Below are 19,548 nucleotides of genomic sequence, written 5' to 3' on the forward strand. Positions count from 1 at the left end.
CAATTATTCAGTTTGAATTGGTTTAAGCCGTATTGCGGCATTACTTTTTAAAGTCTCTAATAGTGTATCAACCAATGTAATGGTGTGTTGATTTATATTGAAGTTTTCTGTCTGGAGTAGCCAGTTTTCCAATAAACCTGACATCAAAGAACGGATCATAATAGCAGCGCAGTCGACATTTAAGTCTGCCGGTAATTGCCCTGCCGCAATACACGAGTGTAAGTTTTCAACAATTCGACATTGGCTAGCAACATAATTAGCCCGTTTAAAATCAACTAGCGCCGCCATTTCACCGACTAATTCGCACTTCAAAAAAAATATTTCCATCAGAGCGCGGTTTTTAGGGCTTTCAATGAAATCAGTTAAAATAAAAACTAACAATTCTCTTAGTATTGAAAGTGGATCATTGGTATATTTAGAACGATAATATTCTTCAGCTTGTACAATTTGGTTATCACCAAACTCACAGGCTTGATAAAAAAGATCAACTTTATTTTTGAAATGCCAATATATCGCCCCACGGGTAACCCCGGCGGCTTTTGCAATATCGGCTAATGATGTGGCAGAAACGCCTCGTTCAGAGAATGTTTTGATAGCAGCATCTAATATTTCCTGACGAGTTTCTTCAGCCTGTTGTTTAGTTTTTCGTGCCATTGTGACCCGTTTCTATCGAAAGCTGATTTACATACAATCGTGTATGTTTGTACTATAGCACAGTGATAAATCATATTGTTTACCATTTTTCTTATTTTTGTTTTGAACTCATATTGATTAATTGAGGTTAACTTATGCGAAAAAACAGAGGGGTGTTACCTCTGGCTCTGTTGGTTCTTTCAGGTGGCTTAGCTTTATCCGGTTGTAACGACGAACAACAAGGTGGCGGAGAACGCCCGGCGCCTGAAGTAGGAATTGTTACGCTTAAAGCCGAACCTCTGACGCTCAAAACCGAGTTACCAGGCCGTACATCTGCATTTCGTATTGCTGAGGTTCGTCCTCAAGTTAGTGGCATCATTTTGAAGCGCAACTATAAAGAAGGTAGCGATGTCGAAGCTGGCACATCTTTGTACCAGATTGACCCTGCACCATTCCAAGCAACCTATGACAGTGCAAAAGCTGAATTAGCGAAAGCGCAAGCAAATGCAAATTTAGCAGGATTGACAGTTAAACGTTATAAACCATTGTTAGGCACTAATTACATTAGCCGTCAGGAATACGACCAAGCAACATCAACTTATGCACAAGCTCTTGCTGCTGTTAAAGCGGCTGAAGCCGCAGTTGAAACTGCACGTATTAACCTGAACTATACCAAAGTAACTGCGCCAATCAGTGGTCGTACTGGTAAATCGAATGTCACTGAAGGGGCATTAGTTTCTACTGGTCAAGCAACTGAGTTAATGCGTGTTCAGCAACTGGACCCTATCTATGTAGACGTCACTCAATCAAGCGATGATTTTTTACGTCTAAAAAATGAGATAGCCAAAGGTGCTGTCCAAAGAGAATCTGGTCAAGCCCCTGTAAGCTTAATCAGTAATGATGGCCTAGAATATGCACAAAAAGGTGTTCTCGAGTTCTCTGATGTGACTGTTGATGAAACAACAGGTTCTATCACAATGAGAGCCGTTTTCCCTAATCCGAACAAAGAGTTACTTCCAGGTATGTTTGTTCGTGCAGTATTAGAAGATGGCATAATTGAAAAAGCGATTTTGGTGCCACAACAAGGGTTATCCCGTACAGCTCAAGGGACCTCTCAAGTTATGGTCGTCAACGCTGAGAATAAAGTTGAAGTCAGGGCGGTTAAAGCTGGTCAAGCTATTGGCAATAAATGGCTGATAACTGATGGCTTACAAGAAGGTGATCGCATCATTGTCATCGGCTTACAAAAAATCAAACCAGGAATTGTTGTGAATCCTAAGGAAGCTAACTTAGAAACGCAATCCATAGACAATCAGGCAAAACCTGAAGAAAAGTCTAAATAAGGGAGCGGCTGATTAATGCCTAAGTTTTTTATAGAAAGACCAATTTTTGCGTGGGTAATTGCAATTATCACCATGCTTGCTGGTCTGTTGGCAATTATCCAGTTACCTGTTTCACAGTACCCAACCATCGCGCCACCGGCTGTTTCTATTTCAGCTAACTATCCGGGAGCGGATGCTGAGACTGTACAGAACACCGTAACTCAGGTTATCGAACAAAATATGAACGGTATCGATAACTTGGTATATATGTCATCGAGCAGTGATTCATCAGGTTCTGCTAGCATCACAATAACGTTTGAAGCAGGTACTGATGGTGATATAGCGCAAGTACAGGTACAAAATAAATTGCAACTGGCAATGCCATTGCTGCCACAAGAGGTTCAGCAGCAAGGTATTAGTGTTGATAAATCAACTAGTTCCTTCTTAATGGTTGCCGGTTTCGTTTCTAATGATGGCTCAATGGGGCAATACGACATTGCTGACTATGTTGGGTCAAATATTAAAGACCCACTTAGCCGAGTAAATGGTGTCGGTGAAACGCAACTATTTGGTACGCAATATGCGATGCGTATCTGGTTAAAACCAGAACAGCTCGTTAAATACAACATGACCACAACGGATGTCATTAATGCTATCAAGGTTCAAAACAACCAAGTAGCAGCAGGGCAACTCGGTGGTTCACCTTCAATTGCTAACCAGCGTTTAAACGTTTCTATCATTGCACAAACACGTTTAAATAATGCTGAAGAATTTAGCAATATTTTGCTGCGTGTAAACCAAGATGGTTCACAAGTACGCATTAAAGATGTTGCTGATGTCGAATTAGGTGCAGAAAACTACAGCACGATTGCCCGTTTTAATGGTAAACCTGCTGCTGGTATTGGTATTAAGTTGGCGACAGGTGCAAACGCATTAGATACCTCTAATAACGTGCGCGCAGCTCTTGAAGATATGAAACCTTTCTTCCCTCAAGGGTTAGAAATTGTTTATCCATACGATACAACCCCATTCGTTAAAATTTCGATTAACGAAGTGGTTAAAACGTTGGTTGAAGCAATCATGCTAGTTGTTGTGGTAATGTATTTGTTCCTACAAAACATTCGTGCAACCTTAATACCTACAATTGCCGTTCCAGTCGTATTATTGGGTACTTTTGCTATTTTATCGGCATTCGGATACTCGATAAATACCCTGACGATGTTCGCCATGGTTCTTGCCATCGGTCTTCTGGTCGATGATGCCATCGTTGTTGTTGAAAACGTTGAGCGGGTAATGCAAGAAGAAGGCTTGTCACCAAAAGAAGCGACCAAAAAATCAATGGGTCAAATCCAAGGTGCATTAGTCGGTATCGCAATGGTACTTTCGGCAGTATTTATCCCAATGGCTTTCTTTGGAGGGTCTACGGGGGCTATTTATCGTCAGTTCTCAATCACGATTGTATCATCAATGGTATTCTCAGTTCTGGTGGCAATGATTTTAACGCCAGCACTGTGCGCAACCATGTTGAAGCCGATTGAAAAAGGCAGTCACGGTAGCCAGAAAGGGTTCTTCGGTTGGTTTAACCGAATGTTTGAAAAGCAAGCTCACCATTATACTGACAGTGTAAGCCGCATGCTTAACGGTACAGGCCGTTATCTTGTCATCTACCTGATATTAGTGGCGGGCATGGCCTTTATGTTTGTGCGTTTGCCGTCTTCTTTCTTACCAGCAGAAGACCAAGGGGTATTCCTGTCAATGATCCAATTACCACCTGGATCAACCCAAGAACAAACGCAAGCGGTATTGGATGAAGTTAACAACTACTACCTTACCGAAGAAAAAGCAAACGTTGAGTCAGTCTTTACCGTTGGGGGCTTTAGCTTCGCAGGTCAAGGACAAAATATGGGTCTAGCCTTTATCGTTCTGAAAAACTGGAGCGAGCGTAAAGGTGATGAAAACCACGTCGATGCGATTGTACAACGCGCTAATATCGCGCTGTCACAAAAACAAGAAGCGCTAATCTACGCATTTAACCTACCGGCAATTGTTGAGTTAGGTACCGCCGACGGGTTCGACTTCGAGCTTGTAGATAAAGCTAACTTAGGGCATGAAAAATTAATGGAAGCCCGTAATCAGTTACTTGGATTAGCAGCTCAGCACCCAGAAATGCTGCAAGGTGTCCGTCCAAATGGTCAGGATGATACCTCACAGTACCGTATTTATATCGACCAACAAAAAGCACAGGCACAAGGTGTTGCGATTAGTGATATTAACGCAACATTAAGCTCGATCTTCGGTGGAGCCTACGTGAATGACTTTATCGACCGCGGTCGTGTGAAGAAAGTTTACGTACAAGGTGACGCAGAAAGCCGTATGCTGCCAAAAAATATCAGTAACCTGTATGTTCGTAACAACCAAGGTAAAATGGTTCCATTCTCTGCATTTTTGGACACATCCCAAGACCCTTGGAAGTTTGGTTCACCACGTTTAGAGCGTTATAACGGTGTCCCATCAATGAACATTCAAGGTCAGGCTGCCCCAGGTAAAAGTACCGGGGATGCTATGCTGCTAATGGAAAAACTCACGACTGAAAACCTGCCAAAAGGAATTGGTTATGAGTGGACGGGGATGTCTTATCAAGAACGTTTAGCAGGTAACCAAGCCCCTGCTCTATATGCGATTTCCTTGATAGTCGTCTTCCTATGCTTGGCAGCACTGTATGAAAGTTGGTCAGTTCCGTTCTCTGTTATGTTAGTCGTTCCGCTAGGTATTATCGGGGCATTAATCTTCACCTCAGTTCGAGGCTTAGATAATGACGTTTACTTTAAAGTAGGTCTACTAACAACCATTGGGCTCTCGGCGAAAAACGCAATATTGATTGTTGAATTCGCCAAAGACTTAATGGAAAAAGAAGGGAAAGGGTTAGTCGAGGCAACACTTGACGCAGTTAAGATGCGTTTACGACCAATCCTGATGACATCACTGGCATTTATGCTAGGTGTTATTCCACTGGTATTTAGTAATGGTGCAGGTTCTGCATCTCAGAACTCAGTAGGTACGGGTGTTCTGGGTGGTATGTTCGCAGCAACTTCACTGGCTATTTTCTTTGTCCCAGTCTTCTTCGTGGTGATCCGTCGCCGTTTCTCTAAGAAGTCTGAAGATATTGAACACAGCCATCCACCAGCTTCGCATTAATTACCTATAAGACTTAAAAAGAGCCACTTACGTGGCTCTTTTTTTTAACCTGATCACTATTTAATGTTGATTCACTGTATCGAATAATAATGTATCGGAATAACGTTGCCCTTGCCCTAAGGCTAATTTCTGCAACGTATTGACTCCATCATCCACAGCCATTTGAGTTGTAAATCCCCCTAATAGCGCAATTTCGTCATTTATTCTTAGCTGCTCATTAAAATAAGCGGATAAATACATTAAGCCATGACGAACCTGAGGGCGTTCAGCAAGAATACTAATATCAATAAATTGTTCAGTTTCACCAATTTGAATTTGTAGGTGACGGTAGGAGTCAGCCTGTGAGCTATAAGCTTTATATATACATAACGATGTATTGTTTATTGGGTCCGTAATGATTAAATCCTCCCCTTGGCGACTAGCATATATATCCCCCAGTTGAGCTTCTATGGGGAGAACTAGCCGATCAACAACCCGATCTGCCGAGTAATTATTGATAATAATCGCTTTATAATACTGCCAATCTGCTTTCTCGAAATTATACGTATCTGAGCCTTCACCTAAGCTAATAATCAAAACAAATGTATTTCTGAATTCCTCTAACTTTAAATTATCATCGCCCCTTGTTCCTTTTATAATTAACGATGAACTTAGCTGTTTATTATTCTGCAAAATTGGGTGATATATAATTTCATCACTATCTATTTGTAGCATTAAACCACCAGCTATTTTTTTTACGGACTTAAAGCTGAGGTTTGGGTATAAATCCATATATTCAGGTAGGTTCTCAGGGTGTATCATAACCCTATTCTGATCAAAAATGCGGTCAAATTGAGCAGAGTCAATTGCCTTTACTTGATATAATTTCTTTGATTTTGTATCAAAAATTATGCCCTGCTGTTTAGCATCATCAAACCCCATGATTTGTAATTCACTCTCCGATGAAAATGATGGTGATATGATAATTTTACCTTTTAAATACCATGCAGGTAATATACGTTTCCCATCAGCACCTTTTAACCCAAATAACGCAATAGGGTGTTTTTCATTTGAAAATTGGTTGAAATTACTCCACTTAAAAATTGACTTATTAAACCAATTTTTATTAAGGGCAACTGTATCAGCAGTGCCATCAGCATTAAGTTGCTTTACTGTGCCATCATCTTGAATAATTAAAATATTATTCTGCCAGTTAATAACGTTCTCTATCTGGCGGAAATTTAAACGTAAAGCCGTTGGGTTATTTGGTTCAATAATATCTTGCCCAAGCCCCTCTTGGTAAAAAACTACATCTTCTTTTCGACTATAAAAAAAGAATACTTCCTGTCCACTTTGATTAAACAGTCTACCAACCAATATTAAATCTTCAGGTGATTGCCATACCCACTGGTCGCTTCTCAAGTCATAGAGATCATGAACTACCCCCAAAACCTTGGCTAAGGTTGCTTTCTTTCCACTAATTTTAAATAAATTCTCAGCTCGTATTAAGTGTTCTTGTGATATACCCAAATGAGAACTTTCCATAATTGTTTTTAGTGGTATACCTGGTTTAGCTAATAGCAAATCAATTTCGACTTGTTTTTCTGCCGTTATGGAATATCGCCGTAATAACTGTGAACTTAGCTGGCTATCATAATTATCAGGTCTGGCTAAATTACACTTAATTAATGTCCCACTCTCACTTCGTAACCAATAACGGTAAGTAAAACCTTTGTCTGTCCCTATTAGCTTTACGATTTTCCCAACGGAAGTTTCGGTCTGTGAACTAGGGTTTCCAATATGTTCAGGATGATAAGTAAAACCTTGTTCCCTTTCGTGGTTTTGCTCCTGTTCTGTGAGTATGACGACTTTCCTAACATTTGGCTCAATAGGCATGTATAAATCTGAACTAGAGTTTATTACTTCATCAGAAAAAACTAAGTAGTCATGTTGTAACAGTTTTTGACGTTGTTCTTGAGATAATATAGTCGGGGTATTATGAAGCATATTAATTAACTTTCTATTATTAAATACCTTTGTTAGCTCTAATTTATCTCTAAGCACTCGATAAGTGCTATCTATTTTCTGCCCCAGATAATTTTGACGTAATGTAATATTAAATTGATTATATTCTAATGAAGCATGAACAATTTCTGCTCCACTACCTAAAACTGATGAAGCCTCTATTTTATGGGTAATATCGCCGGTCTTAACATTGGCTTGCCAAGCTATCGCTTTTTCTCTCGAATAGAAATAAACCACATCACCAATAACGCCGATTAATTCTGCTGTTTGGTTTTCTTCTGATAATGAATTCGTAAATAACATACGTTTTGTTGCAACGTCATAAAAAGCACGCCCAACATCTAAGCCATTATGCTGATAACCATTAACTACTACATATTGCCCATGTAACTCATGTTTATCCGCTAATTCATTAAGGTGTTGTTCAATAGATTGGCCTTTTACATTCCATCGGTGTCCATCTAAACTAATGGGTTCAATTGTTTGAGCACTAAAGTTAATTATATTAAGCTCATTCTTACTATTAATAATTTTTATCAGGCTTGATTTAGCTGTAGCATCAATTCCAATCGTAAACCCATTTATTTTAATATGGTCATCATAAAATGAAACGTTAAGTTCTTTACCATCATCAATCAGACTTGTATCAAGTATCCATTGGGATAGCTTATCACTGCTTAAGTCTTCCATTAGCCGCAAGGAAGCACCATGGTTAACTGTAATTTGATATTCCCCGCCATTCCCTTTAACAACATGTTCTATATGACCTCGCCATGGTTCAGGCATTAGTGGAACAACCAAATGTTTATTTTCAGTGTTAAGCGTAACTTGGATTTTAGTATTGACATACTCATGCACTAATTCTGAGATTATGTACTCGGCACTACAATAGAGAAAATCAAAATAAAATTGGTAGTCTTCCTCCATTTTCCGCAATATTGAAAAGCCATTATCATCACGTACTGTTCCCCCGAAAAGAACACTGTAGTTATAACGAATATAAGATTGCGGAACGACGGGCAACACAATAATATGAGACTGTCCCCCATCAAAGCTGACCTGATTATCTACAACGCCAACCGCTTCCCTAATATTAATGGCATTCTTTCTATCAATATCTGCTCGTGGCGCTGACTGAAAATCACTCATACAACAATGCGGAATAGTCCATGTCATGTTTTCACCACGGTAGATATATTGACTCCCCAGTTTAAAAAAACCTCTTTGAAAGTTAATTTCTTCTATTACTACTCCATAAGTTGGGATTAAAAGTTTTTTTTCATCATCATAAGCTATTGCCGCACTCTGGTAACTTTGCTGATAAGCCGTAAATTCCAGACCAACAGCAGTTGCTTTTTGTGCGTGGCGTTCATTAATATTGATTAAAGCAGTAAAACCAACCCCTACCCCCATAATCGGTACAGATAATGGCCCAGTAATACCTGCGACGGTTTCAGCACCGAGTATAGAGGCACCTATACCGACAAGACCAGCTCCGAGTGACGCTGAGTCAAAAGCCAATTGCGTTCCGAACACGGCTCTTTGTGCTTCATTTTGTGCATTAGCTAACTCATAAATATCAAATACAACCATTGCTCCTTGGAAAAGAATACCAAGCCCTTCATTTGCCATACGTACTAGCGATAAAGAAAAGTTGTTCATCATTGTTTTAGCCGCTACGCTTCCTTCTCGCCACAATGAGTAAGCTATTTTCCCTACTTTAGCAGCATCATTGATCACCCCATGTGCCATCATTGAATAACTAATGTAAGTATGAATACGTAATGCTGTTTCTAGATTTGATGGCTGTTCCGAAGAAGCCGCTGCCTTGCGATTTCGATTTGCAGACCATTGAATTATTGCTTGTATACCCATTGCTATATTGAGGCCATCTACATGTTCCGCTTCCCCAATACCACTTTTTCTTTGTAACTCCTTACCATTAAAAGAATAATTTTTCTTTAGTATTGCTATCTGTTTATGAAAATATTCTTTAAATTCAAAAAATGTTGCGTTTTCTGTTTCAATCCACCGTGTTTTTGCTTCTACGTCTTGGTGAATAAATTGAATGCGGTATCGGTCATCGCTCAATTTCTCAACATTTTCAAAAACGGGTAACCACTTTTCATCTAATTGATGTTTATTAATCACTTCATAAAGAGCCGATTCAAGGCGTTCTCCCAACCGCTCTGACTCTAAAATGGCTAAGGAAGCCTGTATTTGCTTGTCTCTTGCGATTAAGTCTTGACGAGCAATTATCTCTGCTACCTCCTCGCTTTGGTGAATAGACTCCGTTAAATCATCCGACTGAACTAAATCGGCAACAGTTAAACGGCTACCAATTTGAACATCAGACATTTGCTCTGTGTCAATTGATACCATTTCAAATTGACCACCGACGACCGAATAGTGCTGAGCCATGTTATTTTCAAACATAAATTTATTCAAAGCAGAAAATAATTTATCAGGATCATCAAAAGCATAAATACCAAAGTTAGGATCATAAAAATAATAATTTGTTTCATCATTAATTATCGTTTTCCCTAATAGCATCGAGTGTGTAACACTATTAAGTGCATACATATTTGATCCTTTAGAATCAACCAGAATTTCTTTTACCTTATTTAATTCAAATGTACCAAGAACTATTGATGCCTGAGTCGCCTCTATATTTAAATGGAGATTCTCCAGTGCAAATTTTAATAAAATTGAGTTTTTATCTTCAGGTGATGCTGCTGCAAAAAACATTTTATTAAGAAATTTATTTGCACCTATCATCCCCTCTGACTTTAATGCAACAGACATCGTCCTAACTAAAGGATAACAACGCCCCCCCGAATTATCCCCCATTAAAGGCAAGTAAAAATCTTGGGGAGCAATTCGTTGGTCAATCCCCCCCGCGTCTCGAAACAATGAATTAGATTTCAAAGTGAAGCTTAAAATATTACTTTCAAACTCTGCTTTCTCCTTTCTAATTATATGTTGGTATAAAGCCCCCCTCTTTTCAATACTTAATTCACTCTTAATATATAACTCTTTCATTTCTAATGATGACATATCATCATTAAAACCATCAATAACTATCTGATCATATTGTTCAATACCCTCATTAAATTTAACATTATATTTTACTATGTCATTATATAACACCAGCTCATAAAGCTTTTCAATTGGCTGGGTTTTAAAATTAATTCCACTCTGGATACTCGGGTCTTCCATTTGAATAATTGAAGATTCCCCATGTTGTTTTTTTATTTGTAACCATAACCAATTGCGTTCAACGACTAATGCTTCTGCCAAAATAGAACCATACTTCTGCCTATAGTATCCACGTGTAATCTTATGTTCCTCAATAGATTTTTTAAATTGTGCAATTCTAATCGAATCCTCATTACTATGTGTTTCTTTTCTATTTAACGCTGTCAATTCTAAATTTATTTCTTCTATTTTATTATTTAGTATATTAATATTTTTAGCAATTTGAATTTTTATCTCATCACGTAAATTTAACCAAGGCGTAATAGCAGGATGCTGTAATGAAAACTCCCCTTCAAAATACACGCCATCTAAAATATTATCAGTATCAATACCAAATTCACTTGCAATTTGTTTTAATTTTTTATGTATTTCATTACGATGAAGGTTAAATTTATCTAAAACATCATGAGAAAGCCGCTCATTTGGGTATAAAGCACTAATCGAGGCACTATTTCTACGCAATATAGGGGTAGGAGTGCCATTAATGACTTCATATTCTTGGCGTTGTAGTAATAATTGCCACCCACCATGATTAAACTGCATATAAGCAACGGCAAGCCCTTCTTCAGTGCCAGATATTTGATAGTCTTTAAAATCAAATGCCATTACTACGTTATCATATAATACTGAACTGTTTACTCGGCCATCATGATAAACACGGTATGTTGTCTCGTTTAACTTTGTGACAATAACAGAGCACCCTGTCAAAGACCCTGTAAATAAAAAGCTATTTTCAGTTGCTTGTATAGGTATATCAACATAAGCAGGTGTTTTAATTGACTGATTAGCCCCATTATAGCCTAAAAAATAGGCTTCAACGGCTAATTTAGGGTCCATTCTTGAAGGCTCATACAGATATTCAGCTGCATAACTGTTTGGTGCTAGCTTGACTAATTGAGCACGGCCGTGTGGAGGAAGCTTCCCCATTTTTGTCATGTTATCGCCACTAATGGCATTCAGTCTAATAAAGGATAATGGGTCTGTGGCTAATTGCTGAATATCATGGCTTGCAAGACCATTTTTTGTTTGTATCCTTCGCCCCAAAAGGCCCGTTTTTAAAGATCTATCCCGAAATACTTGAGCTATTAATTCGGGGCTAACTTGCATTATTTTCTGCGCTAATACATTCCCTACATATATTAGCTTAATCCCAAAATGTTTTTTTATAATTAAAAAATCTAGCAAACTATATTTATCATTCAACATTTATATCATTCCTTTGATGTAATAATCTATTAATTAAATAATCATTTATTAATTAACACTATAAATTTAAATAATTTAACTAAAAAACAAAAATAAACAAATAAACCCCATACAGTCACCATGGGAAATAACTGATATTTTTTATTATAATGGTGTTTTTTTTGTTATTTTAAAAACCTTACTTTTAAGTATAATCAACACTGTTCAGGAGTCATTATAATAGCAAGGAAGTTATATATGAAATTAATAATTGTAAAAACCGCCACATATCTAAGTTTATTTCTACCTTTTATTTCTAACTCAACCCCTCCCAACATCGATAAAGCAAAAGTCATTAACATTGAAGCTCCACTTAAAAACCATATTTCATTCAATACTTTTGAGAGTTTATCTTCCAATGAAGACGGTTTAGTTTTTAACAATGATATAAACAGCAATAGCAATCTTAATAATAAAGCTGCCAAGCTTATATTTGCTGAAGTAACAGGAAATGAAGAAAGCCAATTACAAGGAGTTTTAGGCATAAAAGGCCAACGGGCTAACCTAGTTATCGCAAACCCAAATGGTATTTCATGGAAGAATGGCATAACTAATAATATAAATAGTTTGTCATTAGTAGCAGGAAAGTTTGAAAGGCAATATATCAAAAATAAAGAAAAAGATAACCAACTTGAACCAAAAAAATTAGAGGACTACAGCCAACTAAAGTTTTCAACCCAGCCAGATAGCCTTGTCACCATTACTCAACAACAAGGTAACCCTATATTATTGTCAAAAATAAATGTATTCGCTGACCAAATAAAGCTACAAAACACTCTCAATATCAATGCAGCTATACAAAATTATATTAGTGCATCCGGTATCGGTACACTGTCACCTAGTGAAGCAGTCATTAAATATAGCTCAAAGTTTAAAACAGACATTCCTTACATCCAAGGAAATCAATTTGAACTGGACGAACAAGCAAAATTAACTGGGAGAAATATTACACTTGAGAGCCATCAGTACCAATGCCAAGATAACTTCCTTTGCCCACAAAATAAAATTGATATTAAAGGCCTTATCAGTGCAATGAGTCTTTCAGTACGTGGAGACGGTGATATTATGCTTTCAGATAAAGGTGCTATAAAGATAGGTAAAAACCAACAAATACTCATCGCTCAGCCACCCCAGTAATACCAATCTTACGAAGTAACAAACAAAACGGCCTCCGAATAAGAGGCCGTGTGTTAATTCAAATTTGGGCTTAAGTTACATCCAAACGAACCATGCAAACAGTGAAATCACTATGATACAAGCAACGTTCAACACTGCCCCAACCCGCACCATTTCGATTTGCCTAATATAGCCAGAACCGAACACAATCGCATTTGGTGGTGTCGCAACTGGTAACATAAATGCACAAGATGCACCAATACCAATGATCATTGTTAATACAATAACTGGCATACCTAATGCCTCAGCAACTGTCGCAAAAATAGGCACTAATAATGCCGCACTCGCTGTATTACTGGTAAATTCGGTTAAAATGATGATAAAGGCTGTGACGGCGATAATAATCACAAACCAGTGACTTTGGCCAAATGTTAATTGCATCCAATCTGCCATGATGCGGCTCGCACCTGAAGAGCTTAAAATTGCGCTCAGGGTCAAACCTCCACCAAATAACATTAGCACGCCCCATTCAGTATTCTTTTGAATTTGCGCCCAACTAGCTACGCCAGAAATACCAATTAGGATCGCGGCACTGACTGCAATAATAGTATCTAAGTCTTTAACACCACCGAATGCATCACTGATAAATGTACTGGTGATCCAACATACAACAGCTAATAAGAAAATAACCATTGTTGTTATGCGTTTACCATTCCATTCCACGTGTTCTAATTCAATTTCAAAACGGTGTTTAAGATTAGGACGCAGCATCATATACATCAATACAAACATCATTGGCAGTAATACCACCATGATAGGAATACCGTATTTCATCCATGATAAGAAATCTAACCCTAATGCAGCAGCTGCGATCGCATTAGGTGGGCTACCAACAATGGTTCCCAAACCACCAATACTGGCACTATACGCAACACCCAATAATACAAATACAAAAGTGTTACGTTCATGGCGAACATCTAGGTTAGATAAAATACCCAACACTAACGGTAGCATCATAGCAGCAGTTGCAGTGTTACTGATCCACATCGACAGTAAAGCTGTAACGCCAAATAATAATAAAACAGCAACAGACAAGCGACCGCGAGCTGCCATCAGTAAACGATTAGCAATTAGCCTGTCAAGACCTTGAATGTGCAATGCTGTTGCTAATGCAAACCCACCAAAAAATAAAAAGATAATTGGGTTCGCAAAAGATTTCAGCGCATCACCTGTATTCATTAACCCAAGCACTACAGCGAGAATTGGAATACATAAAGCAGTGATTGTAACGTGAATAGCTTCGGTCAACCAAAGCACGCCAATAAAGACCATCATAGCGAGGCCTGCATTAGCTTTGTCATCAAATGGCAAGTATTTCAACAGTAACAGCAATAGTACGATATCAACCGCTAAGATTATCCAACCCCGCTTGTTTGATGGACCAGGCCCTACTGCTGGTGTTAAAGATTCAGAAGCATCCATGTAAACTCCATAGCTCGGAAGCAAATTCAGTTTCGAGTTTTATTGTTAATATTTATTTACGAGAAGTGAAATATAGAGTTAATTTATTAGGATGAAAATGTGGATACTCCAAAATTGCGATCTATGTTGTGTAATTTAGCTATTTTTTCATTGTAATGACAATAAATAATCGACTTTATCGATTAAAGTAGCTTAGATATGCTGCCCTAAGTCCCCGATAGAAACAAGCCTCGCTAAGCTTAGCATCTTATGTCAGCCAGCCTAACAACACTGGCTGTATTTTAATCCATAATTAACAATTACTGTTTTTCATTAAATAAAGAAAAAACCTGTTCAGATGTATGTTTTTGAAGATGTTGATTTGTTGCGTCACTGGTTAAAAATGATTTCTCACTGCTAAAAGGCGCCATCACTTCAGTTAACCTAGATATACTAAGATCACTAAACTCCCCTTTATAAGGGGCACTCTCAAGCTTTTTTCTTAAACTAACTTCAGTACTCAATCGACTTTCAAATGATGCTTTCTGAATCAGTTCATCCACGTTGTACGAAGCAAACTTATTAATACAGTTTATCTGTAAATGTTTATGAGTTTGAGATTGTTCTCCGAAAACTTGGCGTAACATTAATATTGTCCCCGTACTGGGGTCAGTTAAAAGCAGATCATCATTGTACTGATTTACTAGTAAAGAATCTAAATCATCAACAGGCAAAGAGATTGTATCTATTAAAGAGTCATTTGCGTAATTATCAATAACAATTACCTTATAGTGCCGCCAAACAGATCTGATTAATACATACCTACCTAGTCCCTCACCTCCGCTCAATACTAAATTTTTAACATTAGAAATGACTGGAGGAATAAGTATTCCATTCTCTTTTTTTGCTTGGATAATTAATGATGTCCCCACAGGGCTAGGTTTATCCTCACCATTTAAAATTACATCATGATAAAGTATTTCATCATTTTCTGTAAAAAGAAGCACCCCTGAATTGACTCTTTTGACACTTTTAAACTTAGTATTAGGATGTAATTCAATAATAGAAGGCAAGCTAGAAACCTCCTTAATTTGGTAACCGGAACCAAACGAGTCTCTTAACTGCTCAGGAGTTGCGTACTTTTGTATGTAAATTTTACGACTAACTATATCAAAAATAAGTACACCGGAGTCGTCCTTATTTCTACCTAATAATTTTAGTGTGTTTCCTGTTAACAATTCTTGGGCGATAACAACTTTGTTATCTACATACCATGCAGGTACCGTATCCTTACCATTTGACGATTTAATACCGAATAATGTCAGTATAGGCAAGTCACTGAATAATTCATTCAAACTATCCCACCAAAAAGGGTGTTGCTCAAACCAAAAAGTATTAAGTGCGACTTGATGTGATTTCCCATCTGCATTTATTTGATAGACTATTCCATAAACATCTATGGCTAAAATACTTTTTTTCCAAAGAATAACATTTTTTAAATCAGGTATCTCAATACTCTCCATAACTGATGACGTTGAGTTTAAATTTTGTTTTTCAAAACTTTCTTGGCGATAGATTATTTTATTCTTATCATTATAAAAATAAAATACTTCATTTCCTTTTTCATCTAACAAGCCCCCCACTAAAAATAAATTAGAAAGTAGAGATGTATCTTCTTTAGTCGGATTTAATGATAAACCACCTCTTTCTCTTATAGAATTATAATTAGGAATTATTATTTTATCATTTTCTATAAAATACCAATAACGCTGTGATACCTTACCTTCACTTTCTTCTGATATCATAACTACTTTTGCTAATTCAGAAGTAGTAGAGTTTGATACCCGACCATTGTCTGTAATACCTACCATATGTTCAGCTAAAAAAGACACCGTTTTATTTGATGATATCTTATCAAATAATTCAGAGGGGTTTTCTTGTGATATCACATCAATGGTAATACTCAACAATTGTATTTTATTATTATAAAATAAGTGAGTAGTTTTAACTAAATTACCTTTTACCATTATTTCACATGAAATATAAATACTTTCATCCTCTTGCCATATATCAATAATTTCAATTGAAGCAGTTTCCGGATAGGTCATTTTATACTCAGACAGAATATCTCCGGAGCTAATATCAACCCCCAACATTACATTACTTTTTAATACATAAAAATATGCCACTTCGTCAAGTGCCGTTCCAAGAACCATATTATTATTTCTATATTTTTCTGAATTAATGAATATAAATCGTTCTTTATCCATTTCAAAAAAAGCACGCCCGACGTTTATCTCATTGTGTTTATAATTTTCTATAACTATATATTTTTCATATAATTTATTTTCATGAGATAATTGCCTAAGATGACTAACAAGCGTTTGCTGACTATTTACCCATTGACTCGCATCTTCACTGACAACACTCACTGTTAATGCTTCAAAATTTACTTTGCTCAACTCATTATTTTTATCTAATACAAAAATATTATCTTTATTTAAATAAGATGAAATTTCTATTTCAACACCACCGATATTCAGGCCATTTTCCAGAACCTTAATGCTTGGGTTATTCAGTTGCTCTGTATTTATCACCCAACGAGATGCCTTCCCATCATCATCCATTAACTTAATTTTAACGCCTTCTTGTATGCTTATTTGATATTCACCCCCACCACCTTGGATTTCATATTTTATATATCCATGCCATTCCTTGGCTAATTTTGGAACAAATAAATACCTATATTTTTTATCTAACCTAACTTCAATTGATGTATCAACATATTCATGGTAAATTTGTGTAATTGTATTCTCACTCGGGAATATATAAAAATCATAATCAAAGTTATCTTCATTTTCTAGGCGCCTAATCACATCAAAACCGCAATCATGGCGCATTGTTGCTCCTGGCCATAAGTTATAATTATATTTAATATACGACTTAGGTATGACTGGCAAAATTAGCGCTTCTACATTTTCGGTCTCTAATTTATGTACCTTATTTTGATAGCCTATCCCATCACGAATATTAATCGCCTTATCTTTATCAATTACCATTGTAGGGAAATTGCCACCCCAAAAAATATAATTTCGCCTTCCACCACCGGCTGATACTGAACTGGTTCGATAAATATATTGGCTATCAAACTCAATTTGCTTCGACCTTAAATCAATTTTTCTAAATACCGCACCAAAACGAGGCACTAACGCTTTTTTGTCACTTAAATAATCATATCCATTACCTTTATAAGCTTGATCAAGAGCATAAAAATAACGACCAACTGCTTTTGCATTATCACCTATAATAGCAAAATTACGTGCTAGCCCCGCAAACCCAATGCCAAGCCCTGCGAATATAACACTCGCATCTCCCAAAGCCATCGAGGTACTCGCTGCACCTAAAAAACCTGCCCCCGCACTACCAGCCCCTGCAATTAGCCCTACTGAATCAAAAGATAATTGAGTACCAAACACCACTTTTTGAGATTCATTTTCTGCATGTTCTAGTTCATAAATATCAAAGCCAACAACTGCACCATTAAAAATTAGCCCTACACCTTCATTTGCTACATTAGCTAAAGAAAAAGAAAAATCACTAATTACCATCGCCGATGTATCGGATTCTTCGATTAATACTGTTTTAACTAATTCCGTTATTTTCACTGCATCGGTCATTGTCCCATGAGCCGTCATCGTATAGTTAACATAGCTATGCAATTTAAGTGCTAATGATAAATTAGAGGAGTTCTCGTTATCTTCACTCAACTTTTTCGTTCTATTTTCAGCCCATTGAATTATAGATTGTATTGCTATTCCCGCATTTAAGCCTTCAATAGGTACTGTATTGATATCCCCCCCTTTTGGAACCACTTTATTTTCATTAATATAATAATATTGCTCAAATGCCAGCATATTTTTTTCATAGTAATTTTTAAATGCCATTAATGAGCTGTCTGTTGTTTCAGCCCAATAGGTTGATTGTGGATCATCTTTATTAATGAATTGAATCCGATAGTGGTTATCTTCAATTTCCTCGATATTTGAAAATAAAGGAAGCCAACTTTTCCCTAACCGATGTTCAGATGATATTTTTTCTATCGATTTACTTAGTGATTTCCCCCACTGCTGTGCATCTAAAATAGTAAGTGATGTTTTTAACTGAATATCTACTTCGACTATATCCTGTCGTTCAATTAGTTGAACAACCGATTGTTGGCGCTCTGAAGCTGTACTGAGAGACTCTACATCACTTAAATTGTCAACATTTAAATAATTACCAACAGGAACTAATGCCATATCATCATTGACAATTGTCAGCACTGAAAAAGTAGGCGTACTATCTGTACCAAAGGCAGAATAATACTTCGCCATTTGGTTATCTATCATAAACTTATTTACCGCAGAAAAAAGAGATTTGCTTTTATCAAAAGAGAATAACCCAAAGTTAGGGTCATAAAAATAATATAGTGTATAACCATCCGTAACTGTTTTACCAATCAACATGGAATGTGTTCTTGTATTTACTGCAAACATCATGTTTTTTTCTTTTAAAGTTAATAAATTTTTTATGTCATTTAAGTCCATATATCCATGGGGAATTGAAGCCTCTACTGCACTAATATTAGAATGTAATTTAGCTAATGCTGATTTAAACAAAACAGAATCCGTTTCGTTGGGGGTTGCTGAAGCAAAAAATAACCTATCAATTAATAAATTAGCGCCCTTTGTTCCTCGGTTTGATAATGCAACTGACATGGCTCTAACTAATGGATAACACCGCCCATTAGATGTATCATCAGCTAGCATCAAATAGAAATCTTGTGGTGCAAGGCGATTTGTTATACTACCATTTAAATAAAAAAGCTCGCTAATTTTTTCCGTTTTATTTAATATATTATCGATATATTCTTTATGCTCAGACTCTTCTATTTTTTTATATAACGCCCCTCTATTTAATGCAGTTAAATTTTGATTTACATATATTTCTTTCATTTGTAGAGATGTCATATCATCCCTAACTAAAGCTATGCTAATCTCACTAAATTTTTGCATCCCATTATTAAAATCTATTTTAAATTTTATATTAGCTGAGTTTTTGTGGATATAAACCAAGTTATGATAACGGTTTGTAATTAAAAGATCAGACTCGATATTTCGTCGTTTAATTGACTTACGTTCAATTACCCAATCCATCCCTTTTTTTTCTTTGACTTGATACCATAGCCAACTCCGCTCCGCATCCCTAGTTTCTAAAAGAAGCGATTCATATTGTTCTTTTATAAATAATAAATACATTCTATTTTTGGCTGTTT

7 protein-coding genes are annotated in these 19,548 nt (G+C 36.7%); 3 read left to right on the forward strand and 4 right to left on the reverse strand.

Annotation, left to right across the window (positions count from 1 at the left end):
• Nucleotides 1–3 precede the first annotated feature (3 nt).
• The gene (gene acrR / locus RB151_RS16815; RefSeq protein ID WP_042848164.1) at nt 4–654 is read right to left on the reverse strand and encodes a multidrug efflux transporter transcriptional repressor AcrR; all 651 of its coding nucleotides are present in this window, start codon (nt 652–654) and stop codon (nt 4–6) included.
• A 134-nt stretch (nt 655–788) separates the two neighbouring features.
• On the opposite strand from acrR, the gene RB151_RS16820 reads away from it, so the two are divergent.
• Both RB151_RS16820 and RB151_RS16825 read left to right on the forward strand, forming a co-directional pair.
• A complete protein-coding gene (locus tag RB151_RS16820) occupies nt 789–1,976 on the forward strand; it encodes an efflux RND transporter periplasmic adaptor subunit (RefSeq protein ID WP_048608073.1) in 1,188 nt (395 codons plus the stop codon).
• 15 nt (nt 1,977–1,991) lie between these two features.
• Nucleotides 1,992–5,150 (forward strand): efflux RND transporter permease subunit, encoded by a 3,159-nt coding sequence (locus RB151_RS16825; RefSeq protein ID WP_042848167.1) that lies wholly within the window; start codon nt 1,992–1,994, stop codon nt 5,148–5,150.
• A 60-nt stretch (nt 5,151–5,210) separates the two neighbouring features.
• On the opposite strand, the gene RB151_RS16830 is transcribed toward RB151_RS16825, so the two are convergent.
• Nucleotides 5,211–11,249, reverse strand: coding sequence for a TcdA/TcdB pore-forming domain-containing protein (locus tag RB151_RS16830; RefSeq protein WP_158516035.1), 6,039 nt, complete (start codon nt 11,247–11,249; stop codon nt 5,211–5,213).
• Nucleotides 11,250–11,855: 606 nt separating this feature from the next.
• Here RB151_RS16830 and RB151_RS16835 point away from each other — a divergent pair.
• Nucleotides 11,856–12,794: a filamentous hemagglutinin N-terminal domain-containing protein gene (locus tag RB151_RS16835; RefSeq protein WP_042848169.1), complete on the forward strand. Its 939-nt coding sequence runs from the start codon at nt 11,856–11,858 to the stop codon at nt 12,792–12,794.
• 75 nt (nt 12,795–12,869) lie between these two features.
• Here the strand turns inward: RB151_RS16835 and RB151_RS16840 are convergent, their stop codons facing one another.
• Nucleotides 12,870–14,255 (reverse strand): SLC13 family permease, encoded by a 1,386-nt coding sequence (locus RB151_RS16840; protein WP_042848171.1) that lies wholly within the window; start codon nt 14,253–14,255, stop codon nt 12,870–12,872.
• Nucleotides 14,256–14,554: 299 nt separating this feature from the next.
• Nucleotides 14,555–19,531: a TcdA/TcdB pore-forming domain-containing protein gene (locus tag RB151_RS16845; RefSeq protein ID WP_071548531.1), complete on the reverse strand. Its 4,977-nt coding sequence runs from the start codon at nt 19,529–19,531 to the stop codon at nt 14,555–14,557.
• Nucleotides 19,532–19,548: the final 17 nt, after the last annotated feature.

The organism is Providencia rettgeri (assembly GCF_001874625.1).
In the GTDB taxonomy this organism is placed as follows: domain Bacteria; phylum Pseudomonadota; class Gammaproteobacteria; order Enterobacterales; family Enterobacteriaceae; genus Providencia; species Providencia huashanensis.